The sequence below is a fragment of the Aphanothece stagnina RSMan2012 genome (assembly GCF_046764815.1).
Lineage (GTDB): Bacteria > Cyanobacteriota > Cyanobacteriia > PCC-6307 > Cyanobiaceae > NIES-981.
Genome location: NZ_JBKOUC010000004.1, coordinates 71,526 through 96,030, shown reverse-complemented (window position 1 = coordinate 96,030; position 24,505 = coordinate 71,526). Strand labels below are relative to the sequence as shown.

The 24,505-nt window shown below is 68.1% G+C and carries 37 protein-coding genes; 13 read left to right on the top strand and 24 right to left on the bottom strand.

The window, feature by feature from the left end:
• Positions 1-19: 19 nt before the first annotated feature.
• The 4 genes from ACLNEE_RS04190 to ACLNEE_RS04175 form a co-directional block, all read right to left on the bottom strand.
• A complete protein-coding gene (locus ACLNEE_RS04190; RefSeq protein ID WP_411422738.1) occupies positions 20-697 on the bottom strand; it encodes a mechanosensitive ion channel family protein in 678 nt (225 codons plus the stop codon).
• A 51-nt stretch (positions 698-748) separates the two neighbouring features.
• Complete coding sequence (locus ACLNEE_RS04185; protein WP_412006810.1) at positions 749-1,651, bottom strand: hypothetical protein; 903 nt, start codon at positions 1,649-1,651, stop codon at positions 749-751.
• 23 nt (positions 1,652-1,674) lie between these two features.
• A complete protein-coding gene (locus ACLNEE_RS04180) occupies positions 1,675-3,900 on the bottom strand; it encodes an FAD-dependent oxidoreductase (RefSeq protein WP_411422739.1) in 2,226 nt (741 codons plus the stop codon).
• A 94-nt stretch (positions 3,901-3,994) separates the two neighbouring features.
• Entirely contained in the window at positions 3,995-4,438 is a 444-nt protein-coding gene (locus ACLNEE_RS04175; RefSeq protein WP_411422740.1) for a cupin domain-containing protein, read from the bottom strand.
• Positions 4,439-4,528: 90 nt separating this feature from the next.
• Here ACLNEE_RS04175 and ACLNEE_RS04170 point away from each other — a divergent pair, with 90 nt between their 5' ends.
• Positions 4,529-4,996, top strand: coding sequence for a DUF2721 domain-containing protein (locus tag ACLNEE_RS04170; protein WP_411422741.1), 468 nt, complete (start codon positions 4,529-4,531; stop codon positions 4,994-4,996).
• Here the strand turns inward: ACLNEE_RS04170 and ACLNEE_RS04165 are convergent.
• The 5 genes from ACLNEE_RS04165 to ACLNEE_RS04145 form a co-directional block, all read right to left on the bottom strand.
• Entirely contained in the window at positions 4,990-5,214 is a 225-nt protein-coding gene (locus tag ACLNEE_RS04165) for a hypothetical protein (RefSeq protein ID WP_411422742.1), read from the bottom strand. The two genes, ACLNEE_RS04170 and ACLNEE_RS04165, sit on opposite strands and share 7 nt — an antisense overlap.
• 77 nt (positions 5,215-5,291) lie before the next feature.
• Positions 5,292-5,804, bottom strand: coding sequence for a BCAM0308 family protein (locus ACLNEE_RS04160; protein ID WP_411422743.1), 513 nt, complete (start codon positions 5,802-5,804; stop codon positions 5,292-5,294).
• A 47-nt stretch (positions 5,805-5,851) separates the two neighbouring features.
• A complete protein-coding gene (locus ACLNEE_RS04155; RefSeq protein WP_411422744.1) occupies positions 5,852-6,181 on the bottom strand; it encodes a DUF924 family protein in 330 nt (109 codons plus the stop codon).
• A 4-nt stretch (positions 6,182-6,185) separates the two neighbouring features.
• On the bottom strand, positions 6,186-6,437 hold the full coding sequence (locus ACLNEE_RS04150) for a hypothetical protein (protein ID WP_411422745.1): 252 nt from the start codon (positions 6,435-6,437) through the stop codon (positions 6,186-6,188).
• 96 nt (positions 6,438-6,533) lie between these two features.
• Positions 6,534-7,334 carry a class I SAM-dependent methyltransferase gene (locus tag ACLNEE_RS04145; RefSeq protein ID WP_411422746.1) on the bottom strand — a complete coding sequence of 267 codons (801 nt, stop codon included), beginning with the start codon at positions 7,332-7,334 and terminating at the stop codon, positions 6,534-6,536.
• A gap of 78 nt (positions 7,335-7,412) precedes the next feature.
• Between ACLNEE_RS04145 and ACLNEE_RS04140 the strand changes: the two genes are divergently transcribed.
• A complete protein-coding gene (locus ACLNEE_RS04140) occupies positions 7,413-8,234 on the top strand; it encodes a M23 family metallopeptidase (RefSeq protein WP_411422747.1) in 822 nt (273 codons plus the stop codon).
• A gap of 3 nt (positions 8,235-8,237) precedes the next feature.
• Here the strand turns inward: ACLNEE_RS04140 and ACLNEE_RS04135 are convergent, their stop codons facing one another.
• Positions 8,238-8,462 (bottom strand): chlorophyll a/b-binding protein, encoded by a 225-nt coding sequence (locus ACLNEE_RS04135; RefSeq protein ID WP_412006809.1) that lies wholly within the window; start codon positions 8,460-8,462, stop codon positions 8,238-8,240.
• 152 nt (positions 8,463-8,614) lie between these two features.
• On the opposite strand from ACLNEE_RS04135, the gene ACLNEE_RS04130 reads away from it, so the two are divergent.
• On the top strand, positions 8,615-9,244 hold the full coding sequence (locus ACLNEE_RS04130) for a phosphate-starvation-inducible PsiE family protein (protein ID WP_411422749.1): 630 nt from the start codon (positions 8,615-8,617) through the stop codon (positions 9,242-9,244).
• Positions 9,245-9,744: 500 nt separating this feature from the next.
• Here the strand turns inward: ACLNEE_RS04130 and ACLNEE_RS04125 are convergent, their stop codons facing one another.
• On the bottom strand, positions 9,745-10,227 hold the full coding sequence (locus tag ACLNEE_RS04125; RefSeq protein WP_411422751.1) for a cupin domain-containing protein: 483 nt from the start codon (positions 10,225-10,227) through the stop codon (positions 9,745-9,747).
• Positions 10,228-10,419: 192 nt separating this feature from the next.
• Between ACLNEE_RS04125 and ACLNEE_RS04120 the strand changes: the two genes are divergently transcribed.
• From ACLNEE_RS04120 to ACLNEE_RS04110, 3 genes are all read left to right on the top strand, one after another.
• A complete protein-coding gene (locus ACLNEE_RS04120; protein ID WP_411422752.1) occupies positions 10,420-11,670 on the top strand; it encodes a glutamate carboxypeptidase in 1,251 nt (416 codons plus the stop codon).
• 101 nt (positions 11,671-11,771) lie between these two features.
• On the top strand, positions 11,772-11,945 hold the full coding sequence (locus ACLNEE_RS04115; protein ID WP_411422753.1) for a DUF3955 domain-containing protein: 174 nt from the start codon (positions 11,772-11,774) through the stop codon (positions 11,943-11,945).
• 218 nt (positions 11,946-12,163) lie between these two features.
• Complete coding sequence (locus ACLNEE_RS04110; RefSeq protein WP_412006808.1) at positions 12,164-13,873, top strand: protein adenylyltransferase SelO family protein; 1,710 nt, start codon at positions 12,164-12,166, stop codon at positions 13,871-13,873.
• Between the two features lie 7 nt (positions 13,874-13,880).
• On the opposite strand, the gene ACLNEE_RS04105 is transcribed toward ACLNEE_RS04110, so the two are convergent.
• The 11 genes from ACLNEE_RS04105 to ACLNEE_RS04055 all read right to left on the bottom strand — a co-directional run bounded on the left by ACLNEE_RS04105 (position 13,881) and on the right by ACLNEE_RS04055 (position 17,965).
• Positions 13,881-14,066 (bottom strand): hypothetical protein, encoded by a 186-nt coding sequence (locus ACLNEE_RS04105; RefSeq protein WP_411422756.1) that lies wholly within the window; start codon positions 14,064-14,066, stop codon positions 13,881-13,883.
• The gene (locus ACLNEE_RS04100) at positions 14,066-14,245 is read right to left on the bottom strand and encodes a type II toxin-antitoxin system HicA family toxin (RefSeq protein ID WP_411422757.1); all 180 of its coding nucleotides are present in this window, start codon (positions 14,243-14,245) and stop codon (positions 14,066-14,068) included. Before ACLNEE_RS04100 ends, ACLNEE_RS04105 begins: the two co-directional genes overlap by 1 nt.
• Positions 14,246-14,370: 125 nt before the next feature.
• The gene (locus tag ACLNEE_RS04095; protein WP_412006807.1) at positions 14,371-14,796 is read right to left on the bottom strand and encodes a hypothetical protein; all 426 of its coding nucleotides are present in this window, start codon (positions 14,794-14,796) and stop codon (positions 14,371-14,373) included.
• A gap of 53 nt (positions 14,797-14,849) precedes the next feature.
• On the bottom strand, positions 14,850-15,149 hold the full coding sequence (locus ACLNEE_RS04090) for a HepT-like ribonuclease domain-containing protein (RefSeq protein ID WP_411422759.1): 300 nt from the start codon (positions 15,147-15,149) through the stop codon (positions 14,850-14,852).
• 40 nt (positions 15,150-15,189) lie between these two features.
• Positions 15,190-15,555 carry a nucleotidyltransferase family protein gene (locus ACLNEE_RS04085; RefSeq protein WP_411422760.1) on the bottom strand — a complete coding sequence of 122 codons (366 nt, stop codon included), beginning with the start codon at positions 15,553-15,555 and terminating at the stop codon, positions 15,190-15,192.
• Positions 15,525-15,713 (bottom strand): hypothetical protein, encoded by a 189-nt coding sequence (locus ACLNEE_RS04080; protein WP_411422761.1) that lies wholly within the window; start codon positions 15,711-15,713, stop codon positions 15,525-15,527. The genes ACLNEE_RS04085 and ACLNEE_RS04080 overlap by 31 nt, the downstream gene beginning before the upstream one ends.
• 267 nt (positions 15,714-15,980) lie before the next feature.
• Positions 15,981-16,334 carry a HepT-like ribonuclease domain-containing protein gene (locus tag ACLNEE_RS04075; RefSeq protein ID WP_411422762.1) on the bottom strand — a complete coding sequence of 118 codons (354 nt, stop codon included), beginning with the start codon at positions 16,332-16,334 and terminating at the stop codon, positions 15,981-15,983.
• A gap of 2 nt (positions 16,335-16,336) precedes the next feature.
• Positions 16,337-16,636: a nucleotidyltransferase family protein gene (locus ACLNEE_RS04070; protein ID WP_412006806.1), complete on the bottom strand. Its 300-nt coding sequence runs from the start codon at positions 16,634-16,636 to the stop codon at positions 16,337-16,339.
• Positions 16,637-17,080: 444 nt separating this feature from the next.
• Positions 17,081-17,260: a type II toxin-antitoxin system HicA family toxin gene (locus ACLNEE_RS04065; protein WP_411422764.1), complete on the bottom strand. Its 180-nt coding sequence runs from the start codon at positions 17,258-17,260 to the stop codon at positions 17,081-17,083.
• The gene (locus tag ACLNEE_RS04060; protein WP_411422765.1) at positions 17,257-17,475 is read right to left on the bottom strand and encodes a type II toxin-antitoxin system HicB family antitoxin; all 219 of its coding nucleotides are present in this window, start codon (positions 17,473-17,475) and stop codon (positions 17,257-17,259) included. Before ACLNEE_RS04060 ends, ACLNEE_RS04065 begins: the two co-directional genes overlap by 4 nt.
• Before the next feature lie 106 nt (positions 17,476-17,581).
• Entirely contained in the window at positions 17,582-17,965 is a 384-nt protein-coding gene (locus ACLNEE_RS04055; RefSeq protein ID WP_411422766.1) for a DUF3427 domain-containing protein, read from the bottom strand.
• A 130-nt stretch (positions 17,966-18,095) separates the two neighbouring features.
• Here ACLNEE_RS04055 and ACLNEE_RS04050 point away from each other — a divergent pair, with 130 nt between their 5' ends.
• Positions 18,096-18,407 (top strand): nucleotidyltransferase family protein, encoded by a 312-nt coding sequence (locus ACLNEE_RS04050; RefSeq protein WP_412006805.1) that lies wholly within the window; start codon positions 18,096-18,098, stop codon positions 18,405-18,407.
• Complete coding sequence (locus tag ACLNEE_RS04045) at positions 18,397-18,747, top strand: HepT-like ribonuclease domain-containing protein (RefSeq protein ID WP_411422768.1); 351 nt, start codon at positions 18,397-18,399, stop codon at positions 18,745-18,747. The genes ACLNEE_RS04050 and ACLNEE_RS04045 overlap by 11 nt, the downstream gene beginning before the upstream one ends.
• 14 nt (positions 18,748-18,761) lie before the next feature.
• Here ACLNEE_RS04045 and ACLNEE_RS04040 read toward each other — a convergent pair whose 3' ends face one another.
• Entirely contained in the window at positions 18,762-19,145 is a 384-nt protein-coding gene (locus tag ACLNEE_RS04040) for a DUF3427 domain-containing protein (protein WP_412006804.1), read from the bottom strand.
• Positions 19,146-19,628: 483 nt separating this feature from the next.
• Here ACLNEE_RS04040 and ACLNEE_RS04035 point away from each other — a divergent pair, with 483 nt between their 5' ends.
• From ACLNEE_RS04035 to ACLNEE_RS04025, 3 genes are read left to right on the top strand one after another with little or no spacing between them, the layout of a single operon-like run.
• Entirely contained in the window at positions 19,629-19,826 is a 198-nt protein-coding gene (locus tag ACLNEE_RS04035) for a type II toxin-antitoxin system RelE/ParE family toxin (protein ID WP_411424256.1), read from the top strand.
• Positions 19,827-19,830: 4 nt separating this feature from the next.
• Entirely contained in the window at positions 19,831-20,112 is a 282-nt protein-coding gene (locus ACLNEE_RS04030; protein WP_411424257.1) for a HigA family addiction module antitoxin, read from the top strand.
• Between the two features lie 10 nt (positions 20,113-20,122).
• Positions 20,123-20,251, top strand: coding sequence for a hypothetical protein (locus ACLNEE_RS04025; RefSeq protein WP_411424258.1), 129 nt, complete (start codon positions 20,123-20,125; stop codon positions 20,249-20,251).
• Positions 20,252-20,400: 149 nt separating this feature from the next.
• Here ACLNEE_RS04025 and ACLNEE_RS04020 read toward each other — a convergent pair whose 3' ends face one another.
• Positions 20,401-23,583 carry a DUF3427 domain-containing protein gene (locus tag ACLNEE_RS04020; protein ID WP_411424259.1) on the bottom strand — a complete coding sequence of 1,061 codons (3,183 nt, stop codon included), beginning with the start codon at positions 23,581-23,583 and terminating at the stop codon, positions 20,401-20,403.
• A gap of 291 nt (positions 23,584-23,874) precedes the next feature.
• On the opposite strand from ACLNEE_RS04020, the gene ACLNEE_RS04015 reads away from it, so the two are divergent.
• Both ACLNEE_RS04015 and ACLNEE_RS04010 read left to right on the top strand, forming a co-directional pair.
• A complete protein-coding gene (locus ACLNEE_RS04015) occupies positions 23,875-24,174 on the top strand; it encodes a BrnT family toxin (RefSeq protein WP_411424260.1) in 300 nt (99 codons plus the stop codon).
• Complete coding sequence (locus tag ACLNEE_RS04010) at positions 24,161-24,439, top strand: BrnA antitoxin family protein (RefSeq protein WP_412006803.1); 279 nt, start codon at positions 24,161-24,163, stop codon at positions 24,437-24,439. The genes ACLNEE_RS04015 and ACLNEE_RS04010 overlap by 14 nt, the downstream gene beginning before the upstream one ends.
• Positions 24,440-24,505: the final 66 nt, after the last annotated feature.

Genomic DNA, 24,505 nt, shown 5'->3' with positions numbered 1-24,505 from the left:
TGCTGGTGGAGGGTCGAGCCTAGGTCTGGCCGGCCGTCGCCGCGGCAGCCGGTGGCAGGGTGCTGGGGTTGCCGTTGCGGATGGCGTGATAGCCGGGGGAGAGGATCTCCACCTTGGCGGCGGCGAACTGGTCCTGGATCGCAGCCAGCAGATCGGAGAGGGTCTCGCGGTACTTCTTGGCGTCGCGCACGCCGGCGGTGAGCTCGTAGCTGATGTGGAAGTCGTTGAGGCTGGTCTGCAGCACGAAGGGGTCCACCTCGTCGCTGATGCCTTCCACCGATTCGGCCGCGGCCAGCAGCAGGGCGTGCACCTGGCGCCAGGGCACGTCGTAGCCGATCGTGATCGTGGTGCTGAGCGCCACGGGTTTGCGGATCTCGCGGCGGGAGAAGCTGTAGTTCACCACCGAGGCGGCGATCACGGCCGCGTTCGGAATGCTCACCAGCTCGTTGCGGGGCGTACGGATGCGGGTGACCAACAGGGCCCGCTCCTGCACCAGACCCACCACCCCGTTGATCTCCACCCGGTCGCCCTCGAGGAAGGCGCGGGTGTAGATGAGCATCAGCCCGCTGATGATGTTCGTGGCCACGGCGCTGGAGCCCAGGGCGGCCAGCACGCCGAACAGCAGGCCCGCCCCCTGGAACACCTTGCTGTCTGAGCCGGGGATGTAGGGGAAGGCGAACACCACCCCGATCAGCACGATCAGGATGTTGGCGATGCGGCGGGTGGGAATCGCCCACTCGCGGTAAAATCAGCGGATGCTGATCTGGCCGCGCCGCAGGGCGGCGAACAGCCAGTTGCTGACGCGCACCATCAGGGCGGTGCCCACCGCGATCACGGCGATCCAGAGCAGGCTGGGCACCAGGCGCAGGCAGGCCCGGATCAGGCGCAGCGCCAGGCTGAGGATCTGGTCGCTCAGCCCGTCGGCCATGGCCTGGGTGGGCGGGAAGAAGCTGAGCAGCAGCGGGATCAGCAGCCAGCTCACCGTGATCAGCAGCCCCCAGTGCACGATCGAGAGCGCCAGATGGCTGATCGCCCGGGTCTGGGCCGAGGTCACCAGCGTCTGCTGGCCGATCTTCAGCTTCGGGGCCAGTTCCACGCTGCGGCCCGCGAGCCAGCGCTTGAGCCGCACGTGGGTGCGCCGCTGCCAGCGCAGCCACAGCACGTACACCACCAGCACCGCCAGGGCCAGCAGGGTGCCCACGATCCAGTTGCGCAGCCTGTTGCGGTCTTCGTAGGCCACGATGGCGCTGCGCACGGCGTCGCGGTAGCGCTTGGCCAGGGCCTCCCGCGTGGTGCCGGCCTGCTTGGCGGCCCGCTCGTCCACCGCCAGGCCCGGGATGAACTTGCCCTCGAAGTTGAGCAGCCCCACCATCGAGTAGGGCGGCTCCTCCCGCACCACCACCTGGTTGGCCTCGAAGCGGGGATTCCTCACCATCCGGGTGAGGTGGCTGCTGATTCGCTCCGCCACCTCCTCAGGGGTCTGCGCTCCCGCGGCGCTGTTGATCTCGATCACCTTCTCGCCATCGAGGGTGACCCAGGCGGCGCTGGCACCGGGCGCCGGACCCAGCAGCAGAAAGGCCGCCAGGAGAAGGGCGAGACAGCGCCGGATGCCCACGGGGTTCAGGGGCCGAGAGGCCAGCAGTTCCGGCATTATCCGGCCCGGCCGGCGGCGCGTCAGCCGCCGCCCCGTCGCCAGCGGAACCAGCGCTCCAACCAGCCCAGCAGCCGCCTGGGCGCCCGGGCCTTCTTCCACACGCCGGCGGCGTACTTGTTGGCCTCGGAGAAGGTGGGGTAGGCGTGCACCGTGCTGAAGAGGCGGCTCAGCCCCAGCTTCCAGCGCATCGCCAGCACGACCTCCGCCAACAGCTCGCCGGCGTGCTCGGCCACGATCGTGGCACCGAGGATCGTGTCCTTGCCGGGGGCGGTGAGCACCTTCACGAAGCCCCGCTCGGCGCTCTCCACGATGGCCCGGTCGAGCTCATGCAGCGGGAAGCGCGTCACCTCCACAGGAATCTGCTGGGCCGCGGCCTCCGCTTCGGTGAGCCCCACCGTGGCCACCTCCGGATCGGTGAAGGTCGTGCGCGGGATCACGCGGTAGTCGGCCCTGAAGCGCCGCACGCCGCCGAACAGGGCGTTCACCGCGGCGTACCAGGCCTGGTGGGCGGCGGTGTGGGTGAACTGGAACGGCCCGGCCACATCGCCGGCGGCGTAGATGTTGGGGTAGAGGGTCTGCAGGTAGGCGTTGGTGGTGATCGTGGCGCCGGTGGGGATGCCGAGCTCCTCGAGGCCGTAGCCCTGCAGCCGCGCCCGGCGGCCGAGGGCGCAGAGCACCGCATCGCAGGCCAGGGTGCGGGCCTGGCCCTCGTGCTCCACCAGCACCCGGGCGGCGCCCTCCCCATCGGCGGCGAAGCCCAGCACCTCGGTGCGGGTGAGCACCTGCACGCCATCGGCCTCCAGGGCGCGGCGCACGTCCTCGGCCACGTCGGCGTCCTCGCGGCGCAGCAGCCGGCCGCTGCGCTGGATCAGCGTCACCGGCAGGCCCAGCTGGGCCAGGGCCTGGGAGAGCTCGCAGCCGATCGGTCCGCCCCCGAGCACCACCAGCCGCGGCCGCTCCTGCGGGCAGGTGCGCAGGTAGGTCCAGATCGTCTCGCTGCTGAGCAGGGGCACCTGATCGGTGCCCGGCAGATCGGGCAGCACCGGCGCGGCGCCGGTGGCCAGCACGATCGCCCGGCTGGTGAGGCGCAGCTCCCCATCGGCCCGGGTGATGGCCACGGTCCAGGGATCGACCAGGCGGGCGTGGCCGCGGATCACCTCCACGCCGAGCCCCTCGTAGCGCTCCACGCTGTCGTGGGGGGCCACGGCCTCCACCTTGGCGGCCACCCGCTCGAACACCTGGCGCACCGAGAGGCGGGGCTCCACCGGCTCCAGGCCCCAGCGGTCGGCCCGGCGCATGCGGGCGGCCAGGCGGGCCGAGGCGATCAGGGCCTTGCTGGGCACGCAGCCGGTGTTGAGGCAGTCGCCGCCCATGGCCTCGGCTTCGATCAGGGTGACGCGGGCCTTCACCGTGGCGGCGATGTAGCTGGTGACCAGCCCCGCGGCGCCGGCGCCGATCACGATCAGGTTGCGATCGAAGCGGCGCGGGCGGCTCCAGCGGCGGTAGAGGCGCCAGGTGGCCCAGCGGCTGGTGGCGGCCCGGGCCAGCCAGGGGAAGGCGGCCAGCAGGGCGAAGGAGAGCAGCAGCGGTGGCGAGAGAATCCCGCCCAGCCCTTTCAGGCGGGCCAGCTGGGTGCCGGCGTTCACGTACACCAGCGTGCCGGGCAGCATGCCGATCTGGCTGGTGAGGTAGAAGGCGCCGGCCCGCATCGGCGTGAGGGCCATCAGCAGGTTCACCAGAAAGAAGGGGAACACCGGCGCCAGCCGCAGCGTGAGCAGATACAGCACCCCGTCGCGCGCCACGCCGGCCTCGATCGGCGCCAGCTGCCGCCCGAAGCGCCGCTGCACCAGATCGCGCAGCAGGGTGCGGGCCAGCAGGAAGGCCAGCAGGGCGCCGGCGCTGGAGGCGAACGACACCAGCAGCGTGCCGAGGCCGAGGCCGAACAGGGCCCCGCCGGCCAGGGTGAGCACCGCCGCCCCCGGCAGCGACAGGGCCGTGACCACCACGTAGACGCCCATGTAGGCCAGGGCGCTCTGCAGCGGTGCCGCCTGGCGCCAGGCCAGCAGTGAGCCCTGGGCCCGCTGCAGCCCCTCCAGGGTCAGCTGCCGCTGCAGCCCGAACCCGAAGAACAGCGCCACCGCCAGGACGATGGCCGCCAGCAGCAGCAGCTTCCGCCAGCCGCCGCCCTGGGGCTCCGGCTCGGGGGTGGCGTCGCCGGGGGGGGACTCGGCTGCGGGAGGGTGCATGGAGGCGGATGGCCTGGCTCTCTACCTTCCTCCCTACCGGCTGGGGCGTCGCACGGATTGACGCGGCGGCCGGCGCCTGCCGGGGAGGGGCGGCTCAGGGCCGGGCCGGCAGCGACAGCGCCTGTCCTTCCAGGCCCACGTAGACCACCAGGATCCGGGCGGGTCCGGGCCCCAGGCTGGTGCCCTGGTGGGGTGTGTTCACCAGCTCGATCAGCCCGTCACCGGCCTCGAGCGTGATCGTCTCGCCCGTGGCGGTGGAGACGCGCATGCGGCCCTCGAGCAGCACGCCGGCATTGATCACCGGGTGCACATGCAGGGGCAGCGACGCCCCGGCCGGGAGGGTGATGCGCAGCACGGTCACCTCCGGCTGCCCCGGCCCCAGGGGCGGGAGCGGGGAGCCATCCCAGCTGCGGGTGCCCTTCACCAGCTGCTCCACCTGGATCGCCTGGGCCACGGCCGGCTGCGGGCCGGCGGCCAGGGCAAGCGCCACAAGGGCCGGTGCGCCCCAGCGGCGGGGCCGCGGGCGCGGCAAGGGCATAGGCCACATGGGAGCCGTGCTGTTGCGCGCACCCTGGGAAGGCGCGGCGGTGGTGTCAACGCCGGCCGGCGCCGCCAGGCTGGAAGGGCCATGACCCGACCCGAGTTCGCCACCTCCATGGAGCAGCCCGCTTCGATCGTGAGCCTGTCGCGGGCGATCCAGCTCTCCCTCTCGCCGGTCTTCCTGCTCACCGGCATCGCCGGCCTGCTGAACCTCTTCACGGGGCGACTGGCGCGGATCATCGACCGCACCCGCGTGATCCAGGCGGCGCTGGACCAGGACCCCGCCGGTGAGGCGTCTCCGCTGCACCGCAGCTTCCAGGTGCAGCGGAGACGCCTCTTCCTGATCAACCGCGCCATCCTGCTCACCGGCATCGCCGCCCTGCTGGTGGCCGCGGTGGTGGCTGTGCTGTTCATCGGCTCGATCGCCGCCATGGATCTGGCGGCGATCGTGGTGACGCTGTTCGTGGTGGCGATGCTCGCCCTGATCGTGGGGCTGCTGCTCTTCCTGCTGGAGGTTCAGATCGCCATCCGGCAGAACCCGCGCCGCTACTACTGAGCAGCGGGACTCGCAGCGCCCGGAGCGGGGGTGGCGCCGCCCTCGATCGCGCCCTTGCTCACCCGTTCGGCTTTGGGCCTGGCTTCACACTGGCTGTGGATGATCCGGTCTCGGATGGCCTGGGCCTGGGCGGGTTGCACCGCCAGGGTGACCAGGCAGATGGCTCCGGCCACCTGCAGCAGCCAGGTACAGGCCGGAAGCTTGCCGAACGGGGACATGGCCAGTGGTTCCGGGTGCCGGACTGGGGCACGGTCCGCCGGGGCACCACGCCGCTCACCCCCCGCTCAGTCCCCCCTCAGCCCCGCTGCCAGTGGGCCCGCATCGGGGAGCCGGCATCCGGATAGGGGGCGTTGAGGGTTCCACCGAAGGCCTTCACCAGCGCCTTGCCGAGCCCATGAGTGGCATGGATGCCGGTGAAGCGCAGCAGCACCGCACCGCCGGCGGGATCGCCGCTGGTGTCGATCAGCCGCTCGAGGGGATGCTCCTGGCGGATGCGCTGCTCGGTGTTGTTGACCAGCCGCATCACCTCCTCGGCATGGGCGGCGAGGAAGCTGCCCTCGAGGCTGAGTTCGCCGGCGGGCACTCTGTCGCGGATGCGCTCGCAGGCGGGGCAGCGGTGGCTGCCGGCACCGGCCGGCGGGGCCTCCCAGCTCCAGCGGCCCTGCTGGAAGGTGGCCTGGCAATCCGGGCAGCTGCTGGGCTGGGGCGGCTTGCGGCGCTGCTGGTAGGGATCGCTGTGTTGCCCGCTCTCCATCCCGTCATGGCGGGGGCGATGGTTGGCGTGGGCATGGGTGGTGGTGGGTTTCATGGCCCTGGACCCTGCTGCTCCTGCTGTAGCCATAGCTGCAACGGCTGTCAGGTGTGGCCGCCCTCAGAAGCCGGAGCCGGGGGTCTGCAGGAAGGCCAGCTCCGCGGCCGTCGAGGTCCGAGCGAGGCTGGCGTTGCGGTGCGGGGATCGGTGAACCCCTCGACCAGCGGGATCGCCCTCTCCCGAATGGCCAGCGTTTCGCTGTGCATCCGGGGCATCAGCCAGAACTGGCGCCGGGCCTGGCGGGCGAGGGGCAGGAAGCGATCCCGCAGACGCCGATCGACGTCTGGATCGCTGCCGAACCACGGGCGCGGCTCGATCGCCGCGAACCAGTCGTGAAGGACGGCGTCGCTGACGGCAGTCGTGGCGTCGGTCAAGGGCTCAGCAGCAGGGAGCCGTCCGGCGGGGCAGGGGCAGGACGGTGTGGCGCAGGGCCCGGGGATCGGGATCGGCGCGGCGGATGCGGGTGCGGTAGGCCACGTGGATGGGCCCCAGGTGCTCGATCAGGGCCTCACGGGCCTCGTGGTGGAGTTCTTCGAGGGAGGCGGCGGTGATGGTGATGGGATGGTCCTCGGCCCGGGCCTCGAGATGGCCGGGACGCTCACTGATCACGCGAAAGACGATCTCGCGCATGACGGGGATATCTGCGTTTTCCGCCCCCATCCTTGGGCCGATCGCCCTGTCCTGGGGGTGCCCGGGGATACGGGGATCCGATCCGGCCCAGGGGGCTCAGGGCCGGCCCGGCACCGTGCCCTGGATCGCATGGGCCAGGCCTGAGAGGGTGAGAGGCTCCTCCCCCTGCACCTGCCAGCGGCTGCGGAGCCGTTCCTGCACCGCCATTCGTTCCGCCGCCGTCAGGGTGGCGAGGACCTGCCCGGAGCTCGGTCCCTCCAGCAGAAGGTTCCAGAGCTCCTCAAAGCCGGTGAAGGTGCGTTGCACCGCCACCTGCCGCGTTTCGATCCCCTCCAGGCCACCGTTGGCCCAGAGCTCCACCAGCGTCTCCAGGCGGGAGGCCTCGGGGCTGGGCGGCATCGGCAGGGCGCGGCCCAGCGCCTCCAGCACGGTGCGCACCTCCTGGTAGGGGAACCCTCCGTTGGCCATGTCCCAGGCGTAGGCGGCCACCGTTCCCCCGGGGACCACCACCCGGGCCATCTCCGCCACGCCGCGGGCGGGATCGGGAACGAAGAAGATCACCAGCGGCATCACGGCCACGTCGAAGCTGCCGGAGCCGTAGGGGAGATCCATGGCATTCCCGAGCTGGAAGCGGGCGCCCTGCAGGGCGGGATGCCGGCGGGCGAAGCCGAGCTGGGCTTCGGAGGGATCGACGCCCTCCAGGCTGCGGGGTGCCCAGCGTTCGGCCACCAGCTGGGTGAAGGCGCCGTTGCCGCAGCCCACGTCCAGCCAGCGCAGATCCGGGGCGGGGGCGAGCCAGTCGAGAACCTCCCGGCCCACCTGCCGGCTCCACACCCCCATGAAGCGGTCGTAGGCCGCTCCATCGGAGAAGCGGATCGCCTCCCCTGTGCCGCTCATGGCCGCCCCGCCTGTCGTGGCCGCAGCATGGCAGGGCGGCGCGGAGGCGGTACAACGCGAGGGCCGCTGGCCGGTTCGATGGCGCCTGCGCATCCCCGCTGGGTCCCTGTACTGCTGCTGCTCCCGCTGCTGCCCCCGTTGCTGGGCGTTGCCACGGCTGGGGTGGAGGCCGCCCCGCTGCCCGAGCCGCCGATCCCCGATTCGGCCACCGGGGCCGTCGCCGGGGCTGGGGCTGACGCGGCGCCGTGGTCCGATGCCCTGCCGCCGCCGGCGGCAGGGCCCCCCGCCGCGGGGGGGGGGGGGGCCACCGCCGTGCCTGGGCCGACCAGGCCCGAACGGCCGGCGGCCATTCCCGCGGAGGTTGCCGTGGGGGATCTTGCGCCCGAGGAACCGGCGGATGGGGCCGGCGGTGCGGCCCAGGCCCCGCCACGACCGTGGCACTACCCCCTGGCCGTGGCGGCTTCCGAGCAGGATCCCTGGGGATGGCGCTACTCCAGTGCGCGCGGGGCCTGGCGGATGCACACCGGTCTGGATCTGATCGCTCCTGAGGGCATCGCGGTGCTGGCGGTGCAGGCGGGGCGGGTGCAACGCGTGGCCGAGATCGACGGCTACGGCCTCACCGTGCTGATCGACCACGGCAGCGGTTGGTCAAGTCTCTACGCCCACCTGTCGCAGGCCACGGTGGCGGCGGGGGAGCGGTTGGAAGCCGGGCAGTCGCTGGGGCTGGTGGGCCAGAGCGGCAATGCCAGCACCGCCCATCTGCATCTGGAGCTTCGACGGCGGCAGCCCCGGGGCCTGGTGGCGGTCGATCCCACGCCCCTGCTGCCCAGTCCTCAGGACGCCGCCTGGAGGCCACCGCCGGGGAGTCCTCCGGCCCGCGCCACCGCGGTGATGCCTTAGGCGTCAGGTGCCCCAGCCCAGGTACCAGCGCACCAGGGCGAGCACCTGGTCGGCCGGCCCGTGGCCGCTGAGCCATTCGCCGATCAGGGCGGCGGCGAAGCCGAGCATGGCCACCCGGCCATTGAGCCGCTCCACACCCTCGAGAGCCCGGGTGTTCCAGGGACGGCGGGTGGTGAGGCCCTCGCCGAACTTCTCGAGCGGTTCGTAGCGGAACTGGGGCTCGGTCATCGGGCTGGGTGACTGCAGGCCCGAGCCTATGCGCCCCGACAGGCCATCAATGGGATCAGCACGGCTGATCGTTTGGTCGTTGATTGATAAGCGAAGGCCCCTTAGGGTCGCGTCACGTCTGCTGGTCCTGCACCAGAGTTCCGGTCGAATCCATGACATCTGCCGCCCTCACGCCCCCGTCGGAAGCCCGTTCCGGCCCCGCCCCTGCCACCGCCGTGCCGCCCTCCGCCGTGCCGCCCTCCGCCGTGCCGCCCGCCCCCGCCGCCTTGCCCTGGCACCAGCAGTTCCGCCGACCTCAGATCGTCCAGTCGCTCGAGGCGGTGCAGGACCTGATCGCCGTGTCCCTCTGCCTGGGCCTGTTCTGCGTGATGGCCCTGCAGCTCAAGACGATCTTCGCCTCGCTGATCACGCGACCGCAGTTTCACGCCATCACGGCCGACATCCTGTTCATCCTCATCCTGGTGGAGCTGTTTCGCCTGCTGATCATCTACCTGCAGGAACAGAGGGTCTCGATCGGTGTGTCCGTGGAGATCGCGATCGTGTCGGTGCTGCGGGAGGTGATCGTCAACGGGGTGCTCGAAACCGACTGGCGCCAGATCCTGGCCGTGTGTCTCTTTCTCGCCACCGCTGCCCTGCTGATGGTGGTGCGGGTGTGGCTGCCCCCCACCTTCGCCGGGGTGGATCCCGAGGGACACGTGTCGGCCCGGATGCGGGTGGATCGGCCCGGGGAAGGCCATGGTGGAGGGGACGCCGCGACGGCAGCCGCAACGAAGCTGCTCTGAATCCCCGCAGCCTTGGGCACAGGGGTCGCGGATATTCGGCCCGGCGTGAGGGTGGGGTCATTCGGTGGATCCCACTGCGCCGGGCTACACCGACAGGGAGACGCCCTGATCTTCATCCATGCAGAGAGACGGGCAAGGCGCTCCAGTCCGCTAACCGGATCCGGCCATCGAGGTGATCGCGCCGGCCTTCCGGCTCTACGTGTTCGGCAATGCCGCCGTGGAGCGACATCCCCAACAACCGGATGCTGCGCTGGTGTGAGGACACCGCCTGTGCATCACGGCCGGCCAGTCGGTCTATGCGGTGTACGTGGAAGCCCGGGGACTGCCGTTCCCCTCGATGCCATCGCCACCCTGGTGGAGCTGCGAATCAGTGACCGCACCATCAGGGGCACCCCAGAACCACAGCGGCAATGCCCCCATCCATCCGATGGCTGGGCAGGCGGATGGCTGGGAAAGGATCTTCGAACCCCCGCCTCCATGTCACGGCCTCGGGACCCTGGTCAGGGCAGATCCTTCGGCACGATGTCGATCACGATCGCTTTGGCCGGAGCATCGGTCTCGTTGCGCCACCAATGCACCACCCCGGCCGCTTCGAAGGCCACCTCTCCCGGAGCGAGCGGTTTCGGGCGGGCGCCGGGGGCACGTCGCTCGGTCATCTCCCCCTCCAGCATCACGGCGACACCCGGGCGGCGTTCATGGCGATGCACGCCGATCTGGCCGCCGGGGGCAACGGTGATTTCCCTGGCGCGCAGCACATAACCCTGCATCGATGGAAAATCCTGCTCCAGATCCGTCGATCCCAGCAGACGCACAGACAGAACACCGCGCGTTTCCTTCGGGGCCCCGGGCAGGAGGTGCTCCAGACCCTGCCGCTCCCTTTCTGGAACCACCGCCTTGGAATCAGCCCTGGCCGGCAGAACCGGGCCGGCGCCGATGCCGGCTGCCAGGCAGACAAGGGCGGCCCTGATCCAGCCTCTGGTCATCCAACCTGTGGCGCCAAAGGTCATGCGGGGATCCGAGAATCGGGGCCAATGCTGACAGCTCTCCAGGGTGGGTTCCCTCGGGCATGGGATCCAGCGAGGCACGCCACAGACTGCTGCTGAGCCCGTGGCCGCAGAGGCTGCCCGTGGCACCGAACCTCACCAGGCTGATGCAAGCGGTCAGTCCCGATCACGATGCTGAGACCCCTGGCCGTTCTGCTGGCCCTGCACGTTGCTCTGCCGGCGGCGGCGCAGGTGCCCCAGGCCCCCGCAGCGGATCGAACCTTGCAGAGGCAGAGCCAGGCGCGGATCAAGCCCTTCCTGGCCGAGCTGGGCAGCCTGGTGGCGATCGACAGCGGCAGCGACCAGCCTCAGGGTCTGGAGCGGATGGCCACTCACCTGGAGCAGCGGCTGCGGGGGCTCGGGGCCAGGGTGGAGCGGCACCCGGCCAGGCCCGCCGCCGGCGACACCCTGGTGGCGCGCCTCGAGGGGCGCGGCGATCGGGGCATCCTGCTGTTGATCCACTACGACACGGTCTTCCCGGACGGCGAGGCGGCACGGCGGCCATTCCGGATCGAGGCGGGCCGTGCCACGGGGCCGGGGGTGGCGGATGCCAAGGGCGGGGTGGTGATGATCCTGCAGGCGCTGGAGCTGCTCAGAACGCGCAACGGCGACGAGCACACACCGATCACGGTGCTGTTCAACCCCGACGAGGAAATCGGCTCGCCGGGATCGGCGCCGCTGATCGCCGAGCTGGCCCGCCGGCACGCGGTGGTGCTGTCGTTCGAACCGAGCCCGCAGAACGGCGTGATCGACTCCACCAAGGGCATCGTCTTCCTCACCCTCACGGTGCAGGGCCGGGCGGCCCACGCCGGTGCCGATCCGGCCAGCGGCCGCAACGCGGCCGTGGAGCTGGCCCATCAGATCGTGGCCCTGCAGAACCTGGGGGATCCGGCCCGGGGCACCACGGTGAACTGGACGGTGCTGCGCAGCGGTGAGCGCCCCAACGTGATCCCCGCCGAAGCCACCGCCACCGCCGACATGCGGTATGGCGATCCGGGCGAACTGGAGCGGGTGCGCCAGCAGGTGGAGCGCACGATCCGCCGCCGTCACATCCCCGACACCACCGCCACCCTTTCCCTCACGCCGCGGCGGCCGCCCTTCCCGCCCAATCCGGCAACCGAGGCGCTGGTGTTGCAGGCCCGGGCGATCTTCCGCGAGCTGCAGCTCCCCCTCCCGGCCATCGCGATGGGGTTCGGCACCGACGCCGGCCATGCCTTCCAGAGCGGCAGCGCCGGCCCGGCCGTGCTCGAGGGCCTGGGCGTGGTGGGCGGCGACCTGCACAGCCCGGCCGAGTGGATGGATCTCGGCAGCCTGCCGGAGCGCCTCTACCTGGTGGTGCGGCTGCTGGAGACGCTGCCCCTCGGCGGCTCGGCGGCTCGGTGAATCAGCAGGGGCCGTGGCGGCAACCCGCTCGAACCCAGAATGAGCCAGGGTGAAGCGCGCCCGCGGCATGAGGCTCCATCAAGCTCCCCACCCTGATCGCCGTGATCGCCCTGGCCGGGGCCGTGGCCAGCGGCAGTGCCTACAGGCTGCAGGGCCAGAGGATCGACGCGAACGGGATCCTGCGCGAGCCCTTCGCGCTGATCCCGATCACCTACGCCCTGATCGCCGTCTCCGCTGTGAGCGCGGCGGTGAGCCTGGCCCGACGGAAGCGCTGACGCCGCAACGCCCTCAGACGTTCCACCTTCATCCACCCCCATGATGTTGCCTCGCGCCGTCACCCTTGGGGCCCTCAGCGCCGGCTGCCGCCCGCGGCGAGATGGTGGGGGCCCGCACCCGGCCTGCCACCGGTGGCAACGGGTTCGCCAGGATGGTGCCCTCAGCGTCAGGGCCCTGCCCAGGCCGCGCCATACCCGAGAGACCCGTGCCGACAGCCGTGCCGACCACAGCGCCGAACACAGTGCCGGCCTCGGCACCGACCAGCACGTTCGCTGAGTTTGCAGAGCGGGCCGACTATTCGCTGCTGGACTCCCTGCAGGCGGATCCGCAGGCCAGCGGCGATGGCCATGATCACCGGCCCCGCCAGGTGTTCTCCGGTCATTACGTGCCGGTCACACCCACGCCGCTTCCGGTGCCGGAGCTGGTGGCGCACAGCCGAGCCCTCTTCCACGACCTGGGCCTGAGCGAGGCGCTGGCCCATGACGACCAGTTCCTGCGGCTGTTCTCCGGCGACATCGGCGTGACCACGGAGCCGATGCGCCCCTTCGGCTGGGCCACCGGTTATGCCCTCTCGATCTACGGCACGGAATACATCCAGCAGTGCCCGTTCGGCACCGGCAATGGCTATGGCGATGGCCGGGCCATTTCCGTGTTCGAAGGCGTGTTCAACGGCCGGCGCTGGGAGATGCAACTCAAAGGCGGTGGCCCCACGCCCTACTGCCGCGGCGCCGATGGCCGCGCCGTGCTGCGCTCCAGCGTGCGCGAGTTTCTGGCGCAGGAGTTCATGCACGCCCTGGGGGTTCCCACCTCACGCTCACTGACGCTGGTGGTGTCGCGCGCCGAAACCGTGCGCCGGCCCTGGTATGCGCCGAATTCCCGTTCGTTCGATCCCGACATCCTGGTGGACAACCCGGCGGCGATCACCACCCGGGTGGCGCCCTCGTTTCTGCGGGTGGGCCAGCTGGAGCTCTTCGCCCGCCGCGTCCGCAGCCAGGCCCATCCGGCTGCGCTGCACGAGCTGGGGATGATCGTGCGTCACCTGATCGAGCGCAACTACCGGCCCCAGATCGATCCGGATCTGGAGTTCAGCGATCAGGTGGTGGAGCTGGCGCGGTTGTTCCGCGGGCGGCTCACCGCACTGGTGGCCCACTGGATCCGGGTGGGCTACTGCCAGGGCAATTTCAACAGCGACAACTGCGCCGCCGGTGGCTACACGCTCGACTACGGCCCCTTCGGCTTCTGCGAACTGTTCGATCCCCGCTTTCAGCCCTGGACCGGCGGCGGCGAGCATTTCTGCTTCTTCAACCAACCGGTGGCCGCCGAGGCCAACTACCAGATGTTCTGGGCCGCCCTCCGGCCGCTGCTTGAGGACAACACCGAGGCCCTGGCGCGGCTGGATCAGCTCCGCGACGGCTTCGCCGAGGCGATGAACCAGGCGATGGAGGCGATGTGGGCCAGCAAGCTCGGGCTGACCAGCTATGACGCCGCGCTGGTGAACGAGCTGCTGGAGCTGATGCTGCTCTCCAAGGTGGATTACACGATCTTCTTCCGCCGGCTGTCGGCCATTCCGGAGGATCTCTCCACCCTGAAGGAGAGCTTCTACCTGCCCAGTTCAGAAGATCTCGAGGCGCGCTGGACGCAGTGGCTGCAACGCTGGCGGGATGGCCTCTCGGAGGGTGGCGATCGCAAGGCGACAGCCGAGGCGATGCAACGTGTGAACCCCGCGATCACCTGGCGCGAGTGGCTGATCGCGCCCGCCTATCAACAGGCCGAGCAAGGTGATTACAGAGCGATCCAGGAGCTGCAGGCGGTGTTCAGCCATCCCTACGCGGAGCCATCCGCGCAGCTGGCGGCCACGTACGACCGCCTGAAGCCCCGGGAGTTCTTCAACGCAGGGGGTGTGTCGCACTACAGCTGTTCGTCCTGAGGGGCGCTCATGGCAGCACCCGCACGGCCAGTAGCTGCTGGGGATCACGATCAGCCAGGAGATCGGCCCGCTGCAGGTTCCAGAGCGTGTTGGCCACCTCGCTGAGCATCAGCTCCGGGGCGATCACCAGAGCCGCCTCGCGGATCTGCTCCGCCACGGCAGCAGCGGCATCGAGAACGCAGGTGAGGGCCATCAGCGCTCGCGGTCGGCGCGGATCAGTGCTTCCGGCGTCTGCTTTCCGGCCAGGGCGCTGGCGCCCATGGTGATGGCGTTGCTCATGATCAGATGCCCGGATTCCCTCACCACGCGATAGCCAAGTTTCTGGAATACCCGCACCGCCTCCTTCTGGCTGATCCCCGGAAGCCTGGGCATTACACGGCCAACTCCAGCATTTCCACGATCTTCACCCCAGCCTCTTCAGCTTCCACTTCCAACCAGAGGGTGATGGCCTCGCGGATGTTGCTGAGAGCTTCCTCGCGGCTGTTGTCCTGGGAGTGTCAGCCAGGCAGGTCGAGGCAACTCACGGCCCAGCCTTCTTCGGTTTCCAGCAGTCGGATGCGGTAGGTCATGTCCCAGCGCCATCGGTCTCCACAGTCTGGCTCCCCCCAAACCGCCAACGCCACTGTCATGCCAAGCAACAGCCTGGCAGCCACCCCGCCGCGACCGCCCTCCCGCCGGTGCTCGCGCACGTAGCCGCAGGCTTCCGCACAGCGGTACAGCAGCACCCGCGACCCCCGCGCCTCGTGGTGGATGGTGCGCTGCCCGGTGGGGGAGGCGGCGGTGGTGGTGCTCTGGCTCTCCAAGTGGAACAGCGAGGCCCCCAGGGCCAGGTCGCGGGTGCGGGTGGTGGGGGAGAAGAGGGCAGCGCTCTTGTTGAGGGTCACGAACAGCAGATCGGTGTGGCTGGGTTCGTGCCAGGGCACGCCTTCGCGGTGGATCCAGGGGGCTCCCCATCCCTTCATGAACAGGCTGCGCGTCAGGTCATCACGGCCTTCAGCTGAAGGATCAGCAGCGGCAATTCCACCTGCACCATATCCCACACCACATCAAGATCGACCCCCAGGTAGGCGTGGATGAGTTGATTGCGCATCGCAATGATCTCTCGCCAGGGGATCTCGGGATGAGCATGCCTCACTTCCTCTGGGATGCGCGTGGCGGCTTCGCCGATCAGCTCGATGTTGCGAAGAACGGCGTCCTGCATCAGTTGGTTCGCCTCAAACTGCGCACGATTCAGATCCACGCAGTAGCGCACGGCGCGATGGGCAAACCGATCCATGTCCTGTGCATAGAGACGCCAATCGCGTTTCGGATTGCCGTCAGAGGGTGATGGCATCCGCTTCCACCGCAGACCGGAGTTCCTGCCGGAGTGCTCGTTCCGTCACCAGATCGATGGGCTGTTGAAGAAGGTCTTCAAGAAACAGCTGGAGGCCATAGAAGCGCCTGGCTGTGGCGGGGCCGTCGAACTCCACCAGCAGATCAACATCGCTGTCGGGTGTTGCCGTGCCGCGGGCCCAGGAGCCGAACATCCGGAGGCTTCGCACGCCGAAACGCTCACTCCAGATGGGCGCATGCTCGCGCAAGCGGGTGATCAGAATGTCAGAACTGAGATCCATGGCCGGCAGGAAATGCTCAGTCGGGCCCTTGATGAAGGCTAAACCGCCAACCCCATCAAAGGCAGCCACACCGCCGGGATCTCCCGCTCCAGCCGCCAGCGGACCGCCATGGGGCGCTCCCCCTCATGGCTCTCGTAGCTGACGAAGCCCATACACCGACCGGGCTCGGTGACACCTGCCCGGTGGGGGAAGGCGCGGTGGTGGTGCTCTGGCTCTCCCAGTGGCACAGCGATGGCCCCAGGGCCAGGTCACGGGTGCGGGTGGTGGGGGAGAAGAGGACTTCGCTCCTGTTGAGGGTCACGAACTGCAGGTCGGTCTGGCTGGGTTCGTGCCAGCGGACGCCTTCACGGTGGATCCAAGGCATCCACACTGCGAATGCCGCGATCGCCGGCTCCAGACACACGGCCCCCCGGAAACGCCCTTTGAATCCGATGGCACTCAACTTGGGGAAAGGTAGGTGCCCAGTCAGGCGTTGGCTGCGTTCACGACAGTGACTAAGTCATGGGGGGATTTGTGCTCAGCACATCCCGCAGAGAGGCTTTCAGGCCAGGGAGGTCATTCTGGATTGCATCCCAGAGAATCAGCTGATCCACGGTTTCGTAGACATGGATGATTCTGTTGCGTGTGCCCACGATGAGTCGGAGGTCGGGAATGAAATCAAGAACGCTGGTATCGGCATCCTGCGCTCGGTTGAGGGCTTCTCCGATGATTTCGAACTTCCGTTCCACGGCTGATTGGATCAGCTGATTTTCAAGGTAGTGATCAAGCGTGCAGTTTTCGATGAAGCGCTGAATCGCCTCGATGGCTTCCAAGGCGTCGTGCAGGCGTTTCAGCGCCGCCCTTCGCATGGTCAGAGTTCCACCAGCACGCGGCGAGATGCGTCCACGTCCTTTCGGAAGTAAGGGTTGTGGATCATGGATTCCGTCAAGAGATCGACGGGTCGGCCGAACAAGGCTTCCAAGGCATCGGCGAAGGAACAGAAGCGCCTGGCATAGCCCTTTTCCCGCTGGTCAGCCATGCGCACGATGAAGTCGAGATCGCTGCTGGCAGGGTCGAACAGGCCCTTGGCCGCCGATCCGAAGACCTCAAGTCGATCCACCCCATAGCGGTCGCACAGCTCCCTGAGCGGCTCCAACCGGTCGGCCAGCAAGGGAAGGAGTGGAGCAGGGCGGTCCATGGCAACCAGGCTAAGGGCACCCCAGGTTCAACGCCCTCAAACCGCCAACCCCATCCCCTGCATCCACCCCGCCGGAATCGGCCGCTCCAGCCGCCAACGGATCGCCATCGGCCGCTCGCCCTCATGGCTCTCGTACCGCGCGAACCCCAGACACCGAAACGGCTCGGTGACACCCCCGGCGCGGCCCCCTCGCGCCGGTGCTCCCGCACAAACAGCAGCACCCTTGAACCCCGCGCCTCGTGGTGGATGGTGCGCTGGCCGGTGGGGGAGAAGAGGGCTTCGCTCTTGTTGAGGGTCACGAAGAGCGGGTCGCACTGACTTGGTTCGTGCCAGAGCACGCCTTCGCGATGGATCCAGGGGACGCCATCGTGCAGGATCCCGAAGCCGCCAGGCTTCTCCGCAGCAGTGATCCAGAACTCAACTCGCACCGAGGCTGGTGAGAATCTTTCGGGCCAGTGGTTCCTTGATTTCGTTGTGTCTTGGGACGGCTTCCTTGACTCCAGTGGCTGGGTTGATCCAGATGGAGTGTGAGGCTCCTTCTCGTTTCAGGACACATCCAGCCATGCGAAGACGCCGTTCCAGATCGCGGCGTTTCATCCGATCTTCAAGGGCATGCGCACAGCATCAGGCGGCAGCCCACGGCTGATATCAGCCTCACGATCCTCGAGGAGAAGCTCAATGGCGGCCTGCAGATCCGTTCTTGCTTCCTCCATGGTTTCTCCCTGGCCGTTCGCGCCGGGAATCTCCAGGCAGATCGCCCAGAAGCCACCCTCTGGAGCTGGCTCAATTACGGCAGTCAGTTCCCCCTTCATCAAGCCCGCCCCACTACCACGTTCCAATCAGCTTAGGTGCATCAAAACGTGGCAGCAGCCATGGAGGTGACCAGGCGCCCTCTTCTGAATCGTCCCCCCCCCCCCCTCAAACCGCCAACGCCATCCCCTGCATCCACCCCGCCGGGATCTTCCGCTCCAGCCGCCACCGAATCGCCATCGGCCTCTCCCCCTCGTGGCTCTCGTAGCGGACAAACCCAAGACACCGAAACGGCTCGGTGACACCCCCGGCGCGCCCACCTTCGCGCCGGTGCTCCCGCACAAACAGCAGCACCCTTGAACCCCCCTCCTCGTGGTGGATGGTGCGCTGGCCGGTGGGGGAGACGGCGGTGGTGGTCCTCTGGCTCTCCCAGTGGAACAGCAAGGGGCCCAGGGCCAGGTCGCGGTAGCGGGTGGAGGGGGAGAAGAGGGCTTCGCTCTTGTTGAGGGTCAGGAACAGCAGGTCGGTGTGGCTGGGTTCGTGACAGAGCACCCCTTCGCGATGGATTCAAGGGCACCAGCAGGAACCAGGGCAGCGGGTGCAGCCAGTGCTCAGCCCTGTCCGTGCAGCGGAGACGAAAGCGAATCCGGCCGCCTTGGTGAAGGCGGGTAAGAATGGGGCCATGGCAATCGCGCTGACCCCAAAGCAACTTGAGGCGATCACTGAGGCCTGCCGCCGTCATCCGGTGGCGCGCCTTCATGCCTTCGGATCTGTTGTGGGCTCCCACTACCAACCTGGTGTGAGTGATATCGACCTGCTGGTGGAATTCCATCCCTGCGATGCGGGGGTAGTCTACAAGGCGTATTTCAGTCTGCTGAATGAGCTCCGCAAGCAACTTCCAGCCCCGGTTGACCTTGTGATGGCAGACGCGGTTCGCAATCCCTATATCAAGGCTTCGATCGAGGCTGACAAGCAGATCCTTTATGCTGCGTGATCCGTCTGCGTATCTCAATGACATCATTGAGGCGGCTGCCGCCATCGAGGACGCTACTGATGGGCTCAATGGGGAGACTTATGGGCAAAGCCGCCTGATTCGCTCGGCGGTGGAGCGGGAATTCATCATCATTGGAGAAGCGCTCAAGGTGATCTCCCGGAGGTGGCCAGCCCTGTTCGCTTCCATACCGGAGGGCAGACAGATCATCGACTTTCGCAATCTCTTGACCCATGAGTATCTGAACGTGAGTGACCGACTTGTCTGGGGTGCCATTCAGGTTGATCTGCCCACGCTCAAAGCCCATTGCCGTGACCTGCTGCAGGAGCTGAACCCGGGCTGACGCGCCGTCCTCCCTCAAACCGCCAACCCCATCCCCTGCATCCACCCCGCCGGGATGGGTCGCTCCAACCTCCACCGAATCGCCATCGGCCTCTCCCCCTCGTGGCTCACATACCCGACAAACCCCAGACACCGAAACGGCTCGGTGACACCCCCGGCGCGCCCACCTTCGCGCCGGTGCTCGCGCACGAACAGCACCACCCTTGACCCCTGCGCCTCGTGGTGGATGTAGCGCTGGCCGGTGGGGGAGGCGGCGGTGGTGGTGCTCTGGCTCTCCCAGTGGAACAGCGAGGGGCCCAGGGCCAGGTCGCGGTAGCGGGTCGAGGGGGAGAAGAGGGCTTCGCTCTTGTTGAGGGCCACGAACAGCAGGTCGGCCTGGCTGGGTTCGTGCCAGAGCACACCTTCGCGGTGGAACCAGGGGGCGTAGTCGCGCAGGATGCCGTAGCCGCAGGCTTCTGCGCAGCAGTAGGCCGCTTCGTCTCGGTGCGTCTGTGGTGGCCGTGGACGCGCAGGGGCACCGGCAGCGCCCAGGGCAGCGGGTGGAGGCGGCGATCGGTGCGCTCGGCCAGCAGGTCAAACAGCTGGCGCAGTTCGTCGCACCAGGCGGCCGCCTGCCAGAGCATGGCGAAGGCATCGGGGAGAGGTGCAGGTCCCGGTCCAGCTGCTGCAGGGACACCACCGCACTCTCGGCGGGCCGAAGCTGCCGCACGGTGCCGATGGTGGGGATGTCGAGCCCCTCGGGTGGCTGAACGGAATGCCCATGCCAAGCGTAGGCACGTTCGGCGGGGGTAAGATGATTCAGTGATCAGGTCGTTTCGTTGCCGCGACACTCGGGCCCTGTTCGAGGGGAAGGTGGTGAGGCGGTTTGGAAGCTTCGCTCGCGTGGCTTTTCGCAAGCTCGCCATCCTGGATGCCGCCGGCTGCCTCAACGATCTGCAGATCCCACCAGGCAATCGCCTGGAGCCGCTCCGGGGAGACCGCCATGGCCAGCACAGCATCCGCATCAACGACCAGTTCCGGCTCTGCTTCGTCTGGACGGAAGCCGGCCCAGAGGAGGTCGAGATCGTTGACTACCACTGACCTGATGTTGGTCCCTCCAGGTGAGGTGCTGCTGGAGGAGTTCCTGCGGCCGATGGGAATCAGCCAGTACAGGTTGGCATTGGCGATCAGCGTGCCGGAGAGCCGCGTCAACGCGATCGTGAAGGGGCGCCGAGCAATCACCGCCGACACGGATCTGCGCCTTTGCCGGTTTTTTGGCCTGAGCGAGGGCTTCTGGTTGCGGATGCAGGCCAGCCATGATCTGAAGCTCGCCAAGAAGGCTCTGGGAGATGTCCTGCCAGCGATCGAGCCGTTACAGCACGCCTGATCCAGTCTTGGTGTCGGCCCGCGCCTTGCTGGATCAACGGGATGCTCTGCTGCAGGACCCTGGCTTCCAGGCCGAGCTGGCAGCGTTCTTCGAGGGGTTGCGCGACACGCGCCCTGCGGAACCGGTGGAGTTCCCCTGAAGGACTGTCGCCACGCCTGGATACCTGGGTGCGCGAGCAACGCTGTTGCCTGTCGTCGATCGTGGTGGCGGAGAAAGGCTGCGCCTGGTGACGGTCATCAGGCAGGGGTTGGCCAGGGCCGCCTCCATGACGTGCTGATCTGCCCCCCCTCAAACCGCCAACCCCATCCCCTGCATCCACCCCGCCGGTATCGCCCGCTCCAGCCGCCACCGAATCGCCATCGGCCGCTCCCCCTCGTGGCTTTCGTAGCGGACAAACCCCAGACACCGAAACGGCTCGGTGACACCCCCGGCGCGGCCCCCCTCGCGCCGGTGCTCCCGCACAAACAGCAGCACCCTTGAGCCCCGCGCCTCGTGGTGGATGTAGCGCTGCCCGGTGGGCGAGGCGGCGGTGGTGGTGCTCTGGCTCTCCCAGTGGAACAGGGAGGGGCCGAGGGCCAGGTCGCGGTAGCGGGTGGAGGGGGAGAAGAGGGCTTCGCTCTTGTTGAGGGTCACGAACAGCAGGTCGGTGTGGCTGGGTTCGTGCCAGAAGACACCTTCGCGGTGGATCCAGGGGGCGTCGTCGTGGAGGATTCCGAAGGCGGCCTCGATCTCGGCGCGGGAATAGCGGCCGTGCACCCGCAACGGCACCGGCAACGCCCAGGGCAACGGGTAGAGCCGGTGATCCGCCTGCTCGGCCAGCAGCTCCAGCAGCTGGACCAGCTCCACTCGCCAGGCACCCATCTGCCAGAGCACCGCCAGGGCTTCGGCCAGGGGCGTCCAGCGCTTGCCGGTGCCGAACAGCTGGGCGGTGAGCATCAGCCACTGGCGCTGCTCGCGATCGCCCAGACCGGTGACATCAGGAGGTGCATCGGCCTGCAGCTGGGCGGCTAGCCAACGCAGACGATCGGGGTCGTCCAGATGGAGCAGGCCGGCGCCGATGGCACGCGTGAGCCGCTCCTCCTGCGGGTGAGGCCCGCCGCTGAGCCAGCCCAGCTCGCGCCGGAGGGCGGTGAAGCCGGCGCCGCGCACGCCGTAGAACTCGGCCGGCTCCATGCCCAGTGCGTCGAGCCAGTCGGCCAGGCCTGATGCGGGGCTGATCACCCCCTCGGCCGCCAGGGCGCGCAGCTCCTCCAGCAGTTGTGGCCAGCGGCGGGGCAGGTTCTGGCGCAGGTTGTCCAGCACCCGCTGCGACGCCACCCGATCGAGCACCAGCCGGCAACCGGGCGGCAGGAACGGAAAGCCCTGAACGAGCTGGGTTTCCAGCTGACGGCGGCTGCCTCCCAGCAGGGCGCGGTAGCGCAGATCGAAGCGGAAGCGCCGGTGCTGCTGGCCGATGAAATCCAGCACCGTGAGGCAGCTCTTGCCGGTTTCGGGGGAGAGGCGCAGGCCCCGGCCGAGCTGCTGCAGAAACACCACGGCACTCTCGGTGGGGCGCAGCAGCAGCACGGTGTCGATGGCCGGGATGTCGAGCCCCTCGTTGAAGAGGTCGACGGCGAAGAGGATCTGCAGCTCACCGTTCTGAAGGCGGCGTAGGGCATGCCGGCGCGCATCAGCAGGGCTGCTGGCATCGAGGGCTTCGGCATTGAGACCGCGGGCGCGGAAACGCTCGGCCATGAAGCGGGCGTGCTCCACGCTCACGCAGAAGCCCAGGGCCCGCATTCGGGATGGATCGGCGAGCTTCTTGTCGAGCTCGCTGAGGATTAGATCCACGCGGCGGTGGTCGCCGGTGTAGAGGGTGCTGAGCTCGGCGGGCACGTAGCCGCCGCGGCGCCATTCCAGGGCGGAGAGGTCGGTGGCGTCGGCCACGGCGAAGTAGTGGAAGGGGCTGAGCAGGCCCTGGTCGAGGGCACTCCAGAGACGCAGCTCGGCGGCGATGCGGCCCTCGAACCAATGGAGGATGTCGAGCCCGTCGGCGCGCTCGGGGGTGGCGGTGAGGCCGAACAGGAGCTTGGGGGTGAGGTGATCGAGCCAGCGGCGGTAGCTGGATGCGGCTGCGTGGTGGAACTCATCCACGATCACCACGTCGAACCGATCGGCGGGAATCTCAGCCGTGTCCTGCTGGCTGAGCGACTGCACGGAGGCGAACACATGGCGCCACTGGCTGGGCCGCTCGCCATCCACCCAGAGTTCGCCGAAAGAGGGATCGCGCAGCACCTGGCGAAAGGTGGCCAGGGCCTGCTGCAGGATTTCCTTGCGGTGGGCGATCAGCAGCAATGGCGGCGGATCGGGCGAGGGGAACCGCTCGGAGAAGTCGGCATGGAGCCGGGCCACATCGAAGGCGGCGAGCACGGTTTTGCCGGTGCCGGTGGCCGCCACCACGAGGTTGTGCCAGCGGTGGTGAAGCGAGCGTTCGGCCGCCAGCTGATCGAGCATCTCACGCTGGTAGGCGTAGGGCCGCAGGTCGAACCAAACAGGCGCGGTGGCGCCACTGGCGGAGTCGTCGCCACGGGCCAGGGCAAGCTGATGGTCGATGCGGACCTGCTGTTCGGCAGTGGCGCCGTAGGGCTCGAACTCGCCCTCCTCCCAGTAGGCCTCGAACGTGCCTTGAAACTTGCGCAGCATCGCCGGCGTTTCCAGGGCTGCCAGGCGCACGTTCCATTCCAGGCCATCCACCAGGGCGGCATGGGAGAGATTGGAGGAGCCGATGTAGGCGGTGCTGGTGCCGCTGGCGCGGTGAAACAGCCAGGCCTTTGCGTGCAGACGGGTGCGGCGCGTGTCGGTGCTGACGCGCACCTGGGCCCCGCGGGCCACCAGCCAGTCGAGCGCCTTGCGATCGGTGGCGCCCATGTACACGGTGGTAAGCACGCGCAGGGGGCGGCCGGCATCGAGGTGGGCACTCAGCTGCTCCTGCAGCAGACGCAGGCCGCTCCACTTGATGAAGGCACAGAGCAGGTCGATCCGATCGGCTGAAGGACACTCCGCCTGCAGAGCCAGGCCCACGCTGGGCTCACTGGGCGCGTTGATCAGCAGGGTGCCATCGGCCAGGGGGATCAGGGGCCGGGTGATGGGGACCTGGCCAGGGAGCAAGGGAGCATCGCGCAGCTCTCGCAGCAGCCGAGCGCTGGGGTGCAGCTGGTCGCCGGGGTGGACGGCGGCGGGTACCTTCTGGTGCAGCAGGGCCACGATCTGGTTCACCAGCGCCAGCTGCTCTTGCTGTCGCTGGGCTTCTGGTAACGAGGCCAGGGCTGCTTCGCTCAGCTTGTGCAGGTAGCGGGCCAGGCGTTGGGGGGCTTCGGCGGGGTCGAGTGGATCAAGGTGGTCCAGGCCCGCCGGCCCGCAAGCGAGGGCCTGGTGGATGGCTTCGCTGAAGGGGTGGTCGTAGAGGCCTGCAGGTAGCGCCTGGTCGGACATGAGTGGGTAGGCCTGTTACCGAAGGCCCTGCAGCCCAGTGGTGGGCAAAAGCCAGACCTGGGAATTTTATGCGGGTCCGCATAAACTGACACAGGCTTTGAAAGACAAGGTCAGATGGGTTGCCTGGAAAGGTTTCTGCTGGTGCCAGCCTCAAGAGATTCGTGGCTTATGCGGACAGGAAGAGGGCATCTAGGGGTTTAGGCGGATCCGCCCAATAACAAGTTAGGCCCACCTGAAAGCTGCTTGATGAAACGAAGTTGACGGTGGGGATTCTCGTAGCTACAGTAAAGTGTGCAGTTCGATTTCGACCCTGGCAAGGACGCTATCAATCTGAGCAAGCATGGCCTCTCTTTGGCGGCCGCAGCTGAGCTCAGCTGGGAGGCAGCACTCGTCTGGCTTGATGATCGTGCTGACTATGGTGAAGTAAGGATGGTTGCCTTGGCTCCACTAGGAGACATACTCTATTTTGTAGCCTTTGTAGATCGCGAGTCGACAAGGAGAATCATTAGCCTACGCAGAGCCAATCGCCGTGAGGTCAATCACTATGTCAAAGCCATTAAAGAAGATCAGCCTGAAGATGCCGACACGTGAGGAAGATCAGTTGATAACTGCGGCGGCGGAATCAGATCCTGATGCCCTCCCGCTTACAGACGAGCAGATGAGCGCGATGGCCCCCATTCGTGTGCTGCGCGGTCGACCAGAGTTGGCAAATAAAAAGCAGCTGGTATCAATCCGATATAGTCCTGAGGTTATTGACTATTTCAGGGCTTCTGGAGCTGGTTGGCAAGCTCGTATGGATGCTGTGCTGAAGGACTACGTCGAAGCGCAATCCACTGGCGATGCGAAGGGGGCCTAACATCAAGATTCAGAAGACGGGAGCGGAGGTAAGCGCCAATTTCAAAGTTTCGGCCCGCTTCTGATC

Coding starts and splice junctions, on each gene's coding strand:
- ACLNEE_RS04145 (WP_411422746.1), bottom strand. CDS start 7,334: ATGAGCGGCACAGGGGAGGCGATCCGCTTCTCCGATGGAGCGGCCTAC.
- ACLNEE_RS04160 (WP_411422743.1), bottom strand. CDS start 5,804: ATGAAACCCACCACCACCCATGCCCACGCCAACCATCGCCCCCGCCAT.
- ACLNEE_RS04105 (WP_411422756.1), bottom strand. CDS start 14,066: ATGGCCCTCACCTGCGTTCTCGATGCCGCTGCTGCCGTGGCGGAGCAG.
- ACLNEE_RS04090 (WP_411422759.1), bottom strand. CDS start 15,149: ATGGATCGGTTTGCCCATCGCGCCGTGCGCTACTGCGTGGATCTGAAT.
- ACLNEE_RS04135 (WP_412006809.1), bottom strand. CDS start 8,462: ATGACCGAGCCCCAGTTCCGCTACGAACCGCTCGAGAAGTTCGGCGAG.
- ACLNEE_RS04075 (WP_411422762.1), bottom strand. CDS start 16,334: ATGCGAAGGGCGGCGCTGAAACGCCTGCACGACGCCTTGGAAGCCATC.
- ACLNEE_RS04030 (WP_411424257.1), top strand. CDS start 19,831: ATGTTGGTCCCTCCAGGTGAGGTGCTGCTGGAGGAGTTCCTGCGGCCG.
- ACLNEE_RS04100 (WP_411422757.1), bottom strand. CDS start 14,245: ATGCCCAGGCTTCCGGGGATCAGCCAGAAGGAGGCGGTGCGGGTATTC.
- ACLNEE_RS04165 (WP_411422742.1), bottom strand. CDS start 5,214: ATGTCCCCGTTCGGCAAGCTTCCGGCCTGTACCTGGCTGCTGCAGGTG.
- ACLNEE_RS04130 (WP_411422749.1), top strand. CDS start 8,615: ATGACATCTGCCGCCCTCACGCCCCCGTCGGAAGCCCGTTCCGGCCCC.
- ACLNEE_RS04020 (WP_411424259.1), bottom strand. CDS start 23,583: ATGTCCGACCAGGCGCTACCTGCAGGCCTCTACGACCACCCCTTCAGC.
- ACLNEE_RS04010 (WP_412006803.1), top strand. CDS start 24,161: ATGCCGACACGTGAGGAAGATCAGTTGATAACTGCGGCGGCGGAATCA.
- ACLNEE_RS04180 (WP_411422739.1), bottom strand. CDS start 3,900: ATGCACCCTCCCGCAGCCGAGTCCCCCCCCGGCGACGCCACCCCCGAG.
- ACLNEE_RS04120 (WP_411422752.1), top strand. CDS start 10,420: ATGCTGAGACCCCTGGCCGTTCTGCTGGCCCTGCACGTTGCTCTGCCG.
- ACLNEE_RS04170 (WP_411422741.1), top strand. CDS start 4,529: ATGACCCGACCCGAGTTCGCCACCTCCATGGAGCAGCCCGCTTCGATC.
- ACLNEE_RS04125 (WP_411422751.1), bottom strand. CDS start 10,227: ATGACCAGAGGCTGGATCAGGGCCGCCCTTGTCTGCCTGGCAGCCGGC.
- ACLNEE_RS04065 (WP_411422764.1), bottom strand. CDS start 17,260: ATGAAACGCCGCGATCTGGAACGGCGTCTTCGCATGGCTGGATGTGTC.
- ACLNEE_RS04175 (WP_411422740.1), bottom strand. CDS start 4,438: ATGCCCTTGCCGCGCCCGCGGCCCCGCCGCTGGGGCGCACCGGCCCTT.
- ACLNEE_RS04150 (WP_411422745.1), bottom strand. CDS start 6,437: ATGCGCGAGATCGTCTTTCGCGTGATCAGTGAGCGTCCCGGCCATCTC.
- ACLNEE_RS04045 (WP_411422768.1), top strand. CDS start 18,397: ATGCTGCGTGATCCGTCTGCGTATCTCAATGACATCATTGAGGCGGCT.
- ACLNEE_RS04140 (WP_411422747.1), top strand. CDS start 7,413: ATGGCGCCTGCGCATCCCCGCTGGGTCCCTGTACTGCTGCTGCTCCCG.
- ACLNEE_RS04050 (WP_412006805.1), top strand. CDS start 18,096: ATGGCAATCGCGCTGACCCCAAAGCAACTTGAGGCGATCACTGAGGCC.
- ACLNEE_RS04185 (WP_412006810.1), bottom strand. CDS start 1,651: ATGCCGGAACTGCTGGCCTCTCGGCCCCTGAACCCCGTGGGCATCCGG.
- ACLNEE_RS04060 (WP_411422765.1), bottom strand. CDS start 17,475: ATGAAGGGGGAACTGACTGCCGTAATTGAGCCAGCTCCAGAGGGTGGC.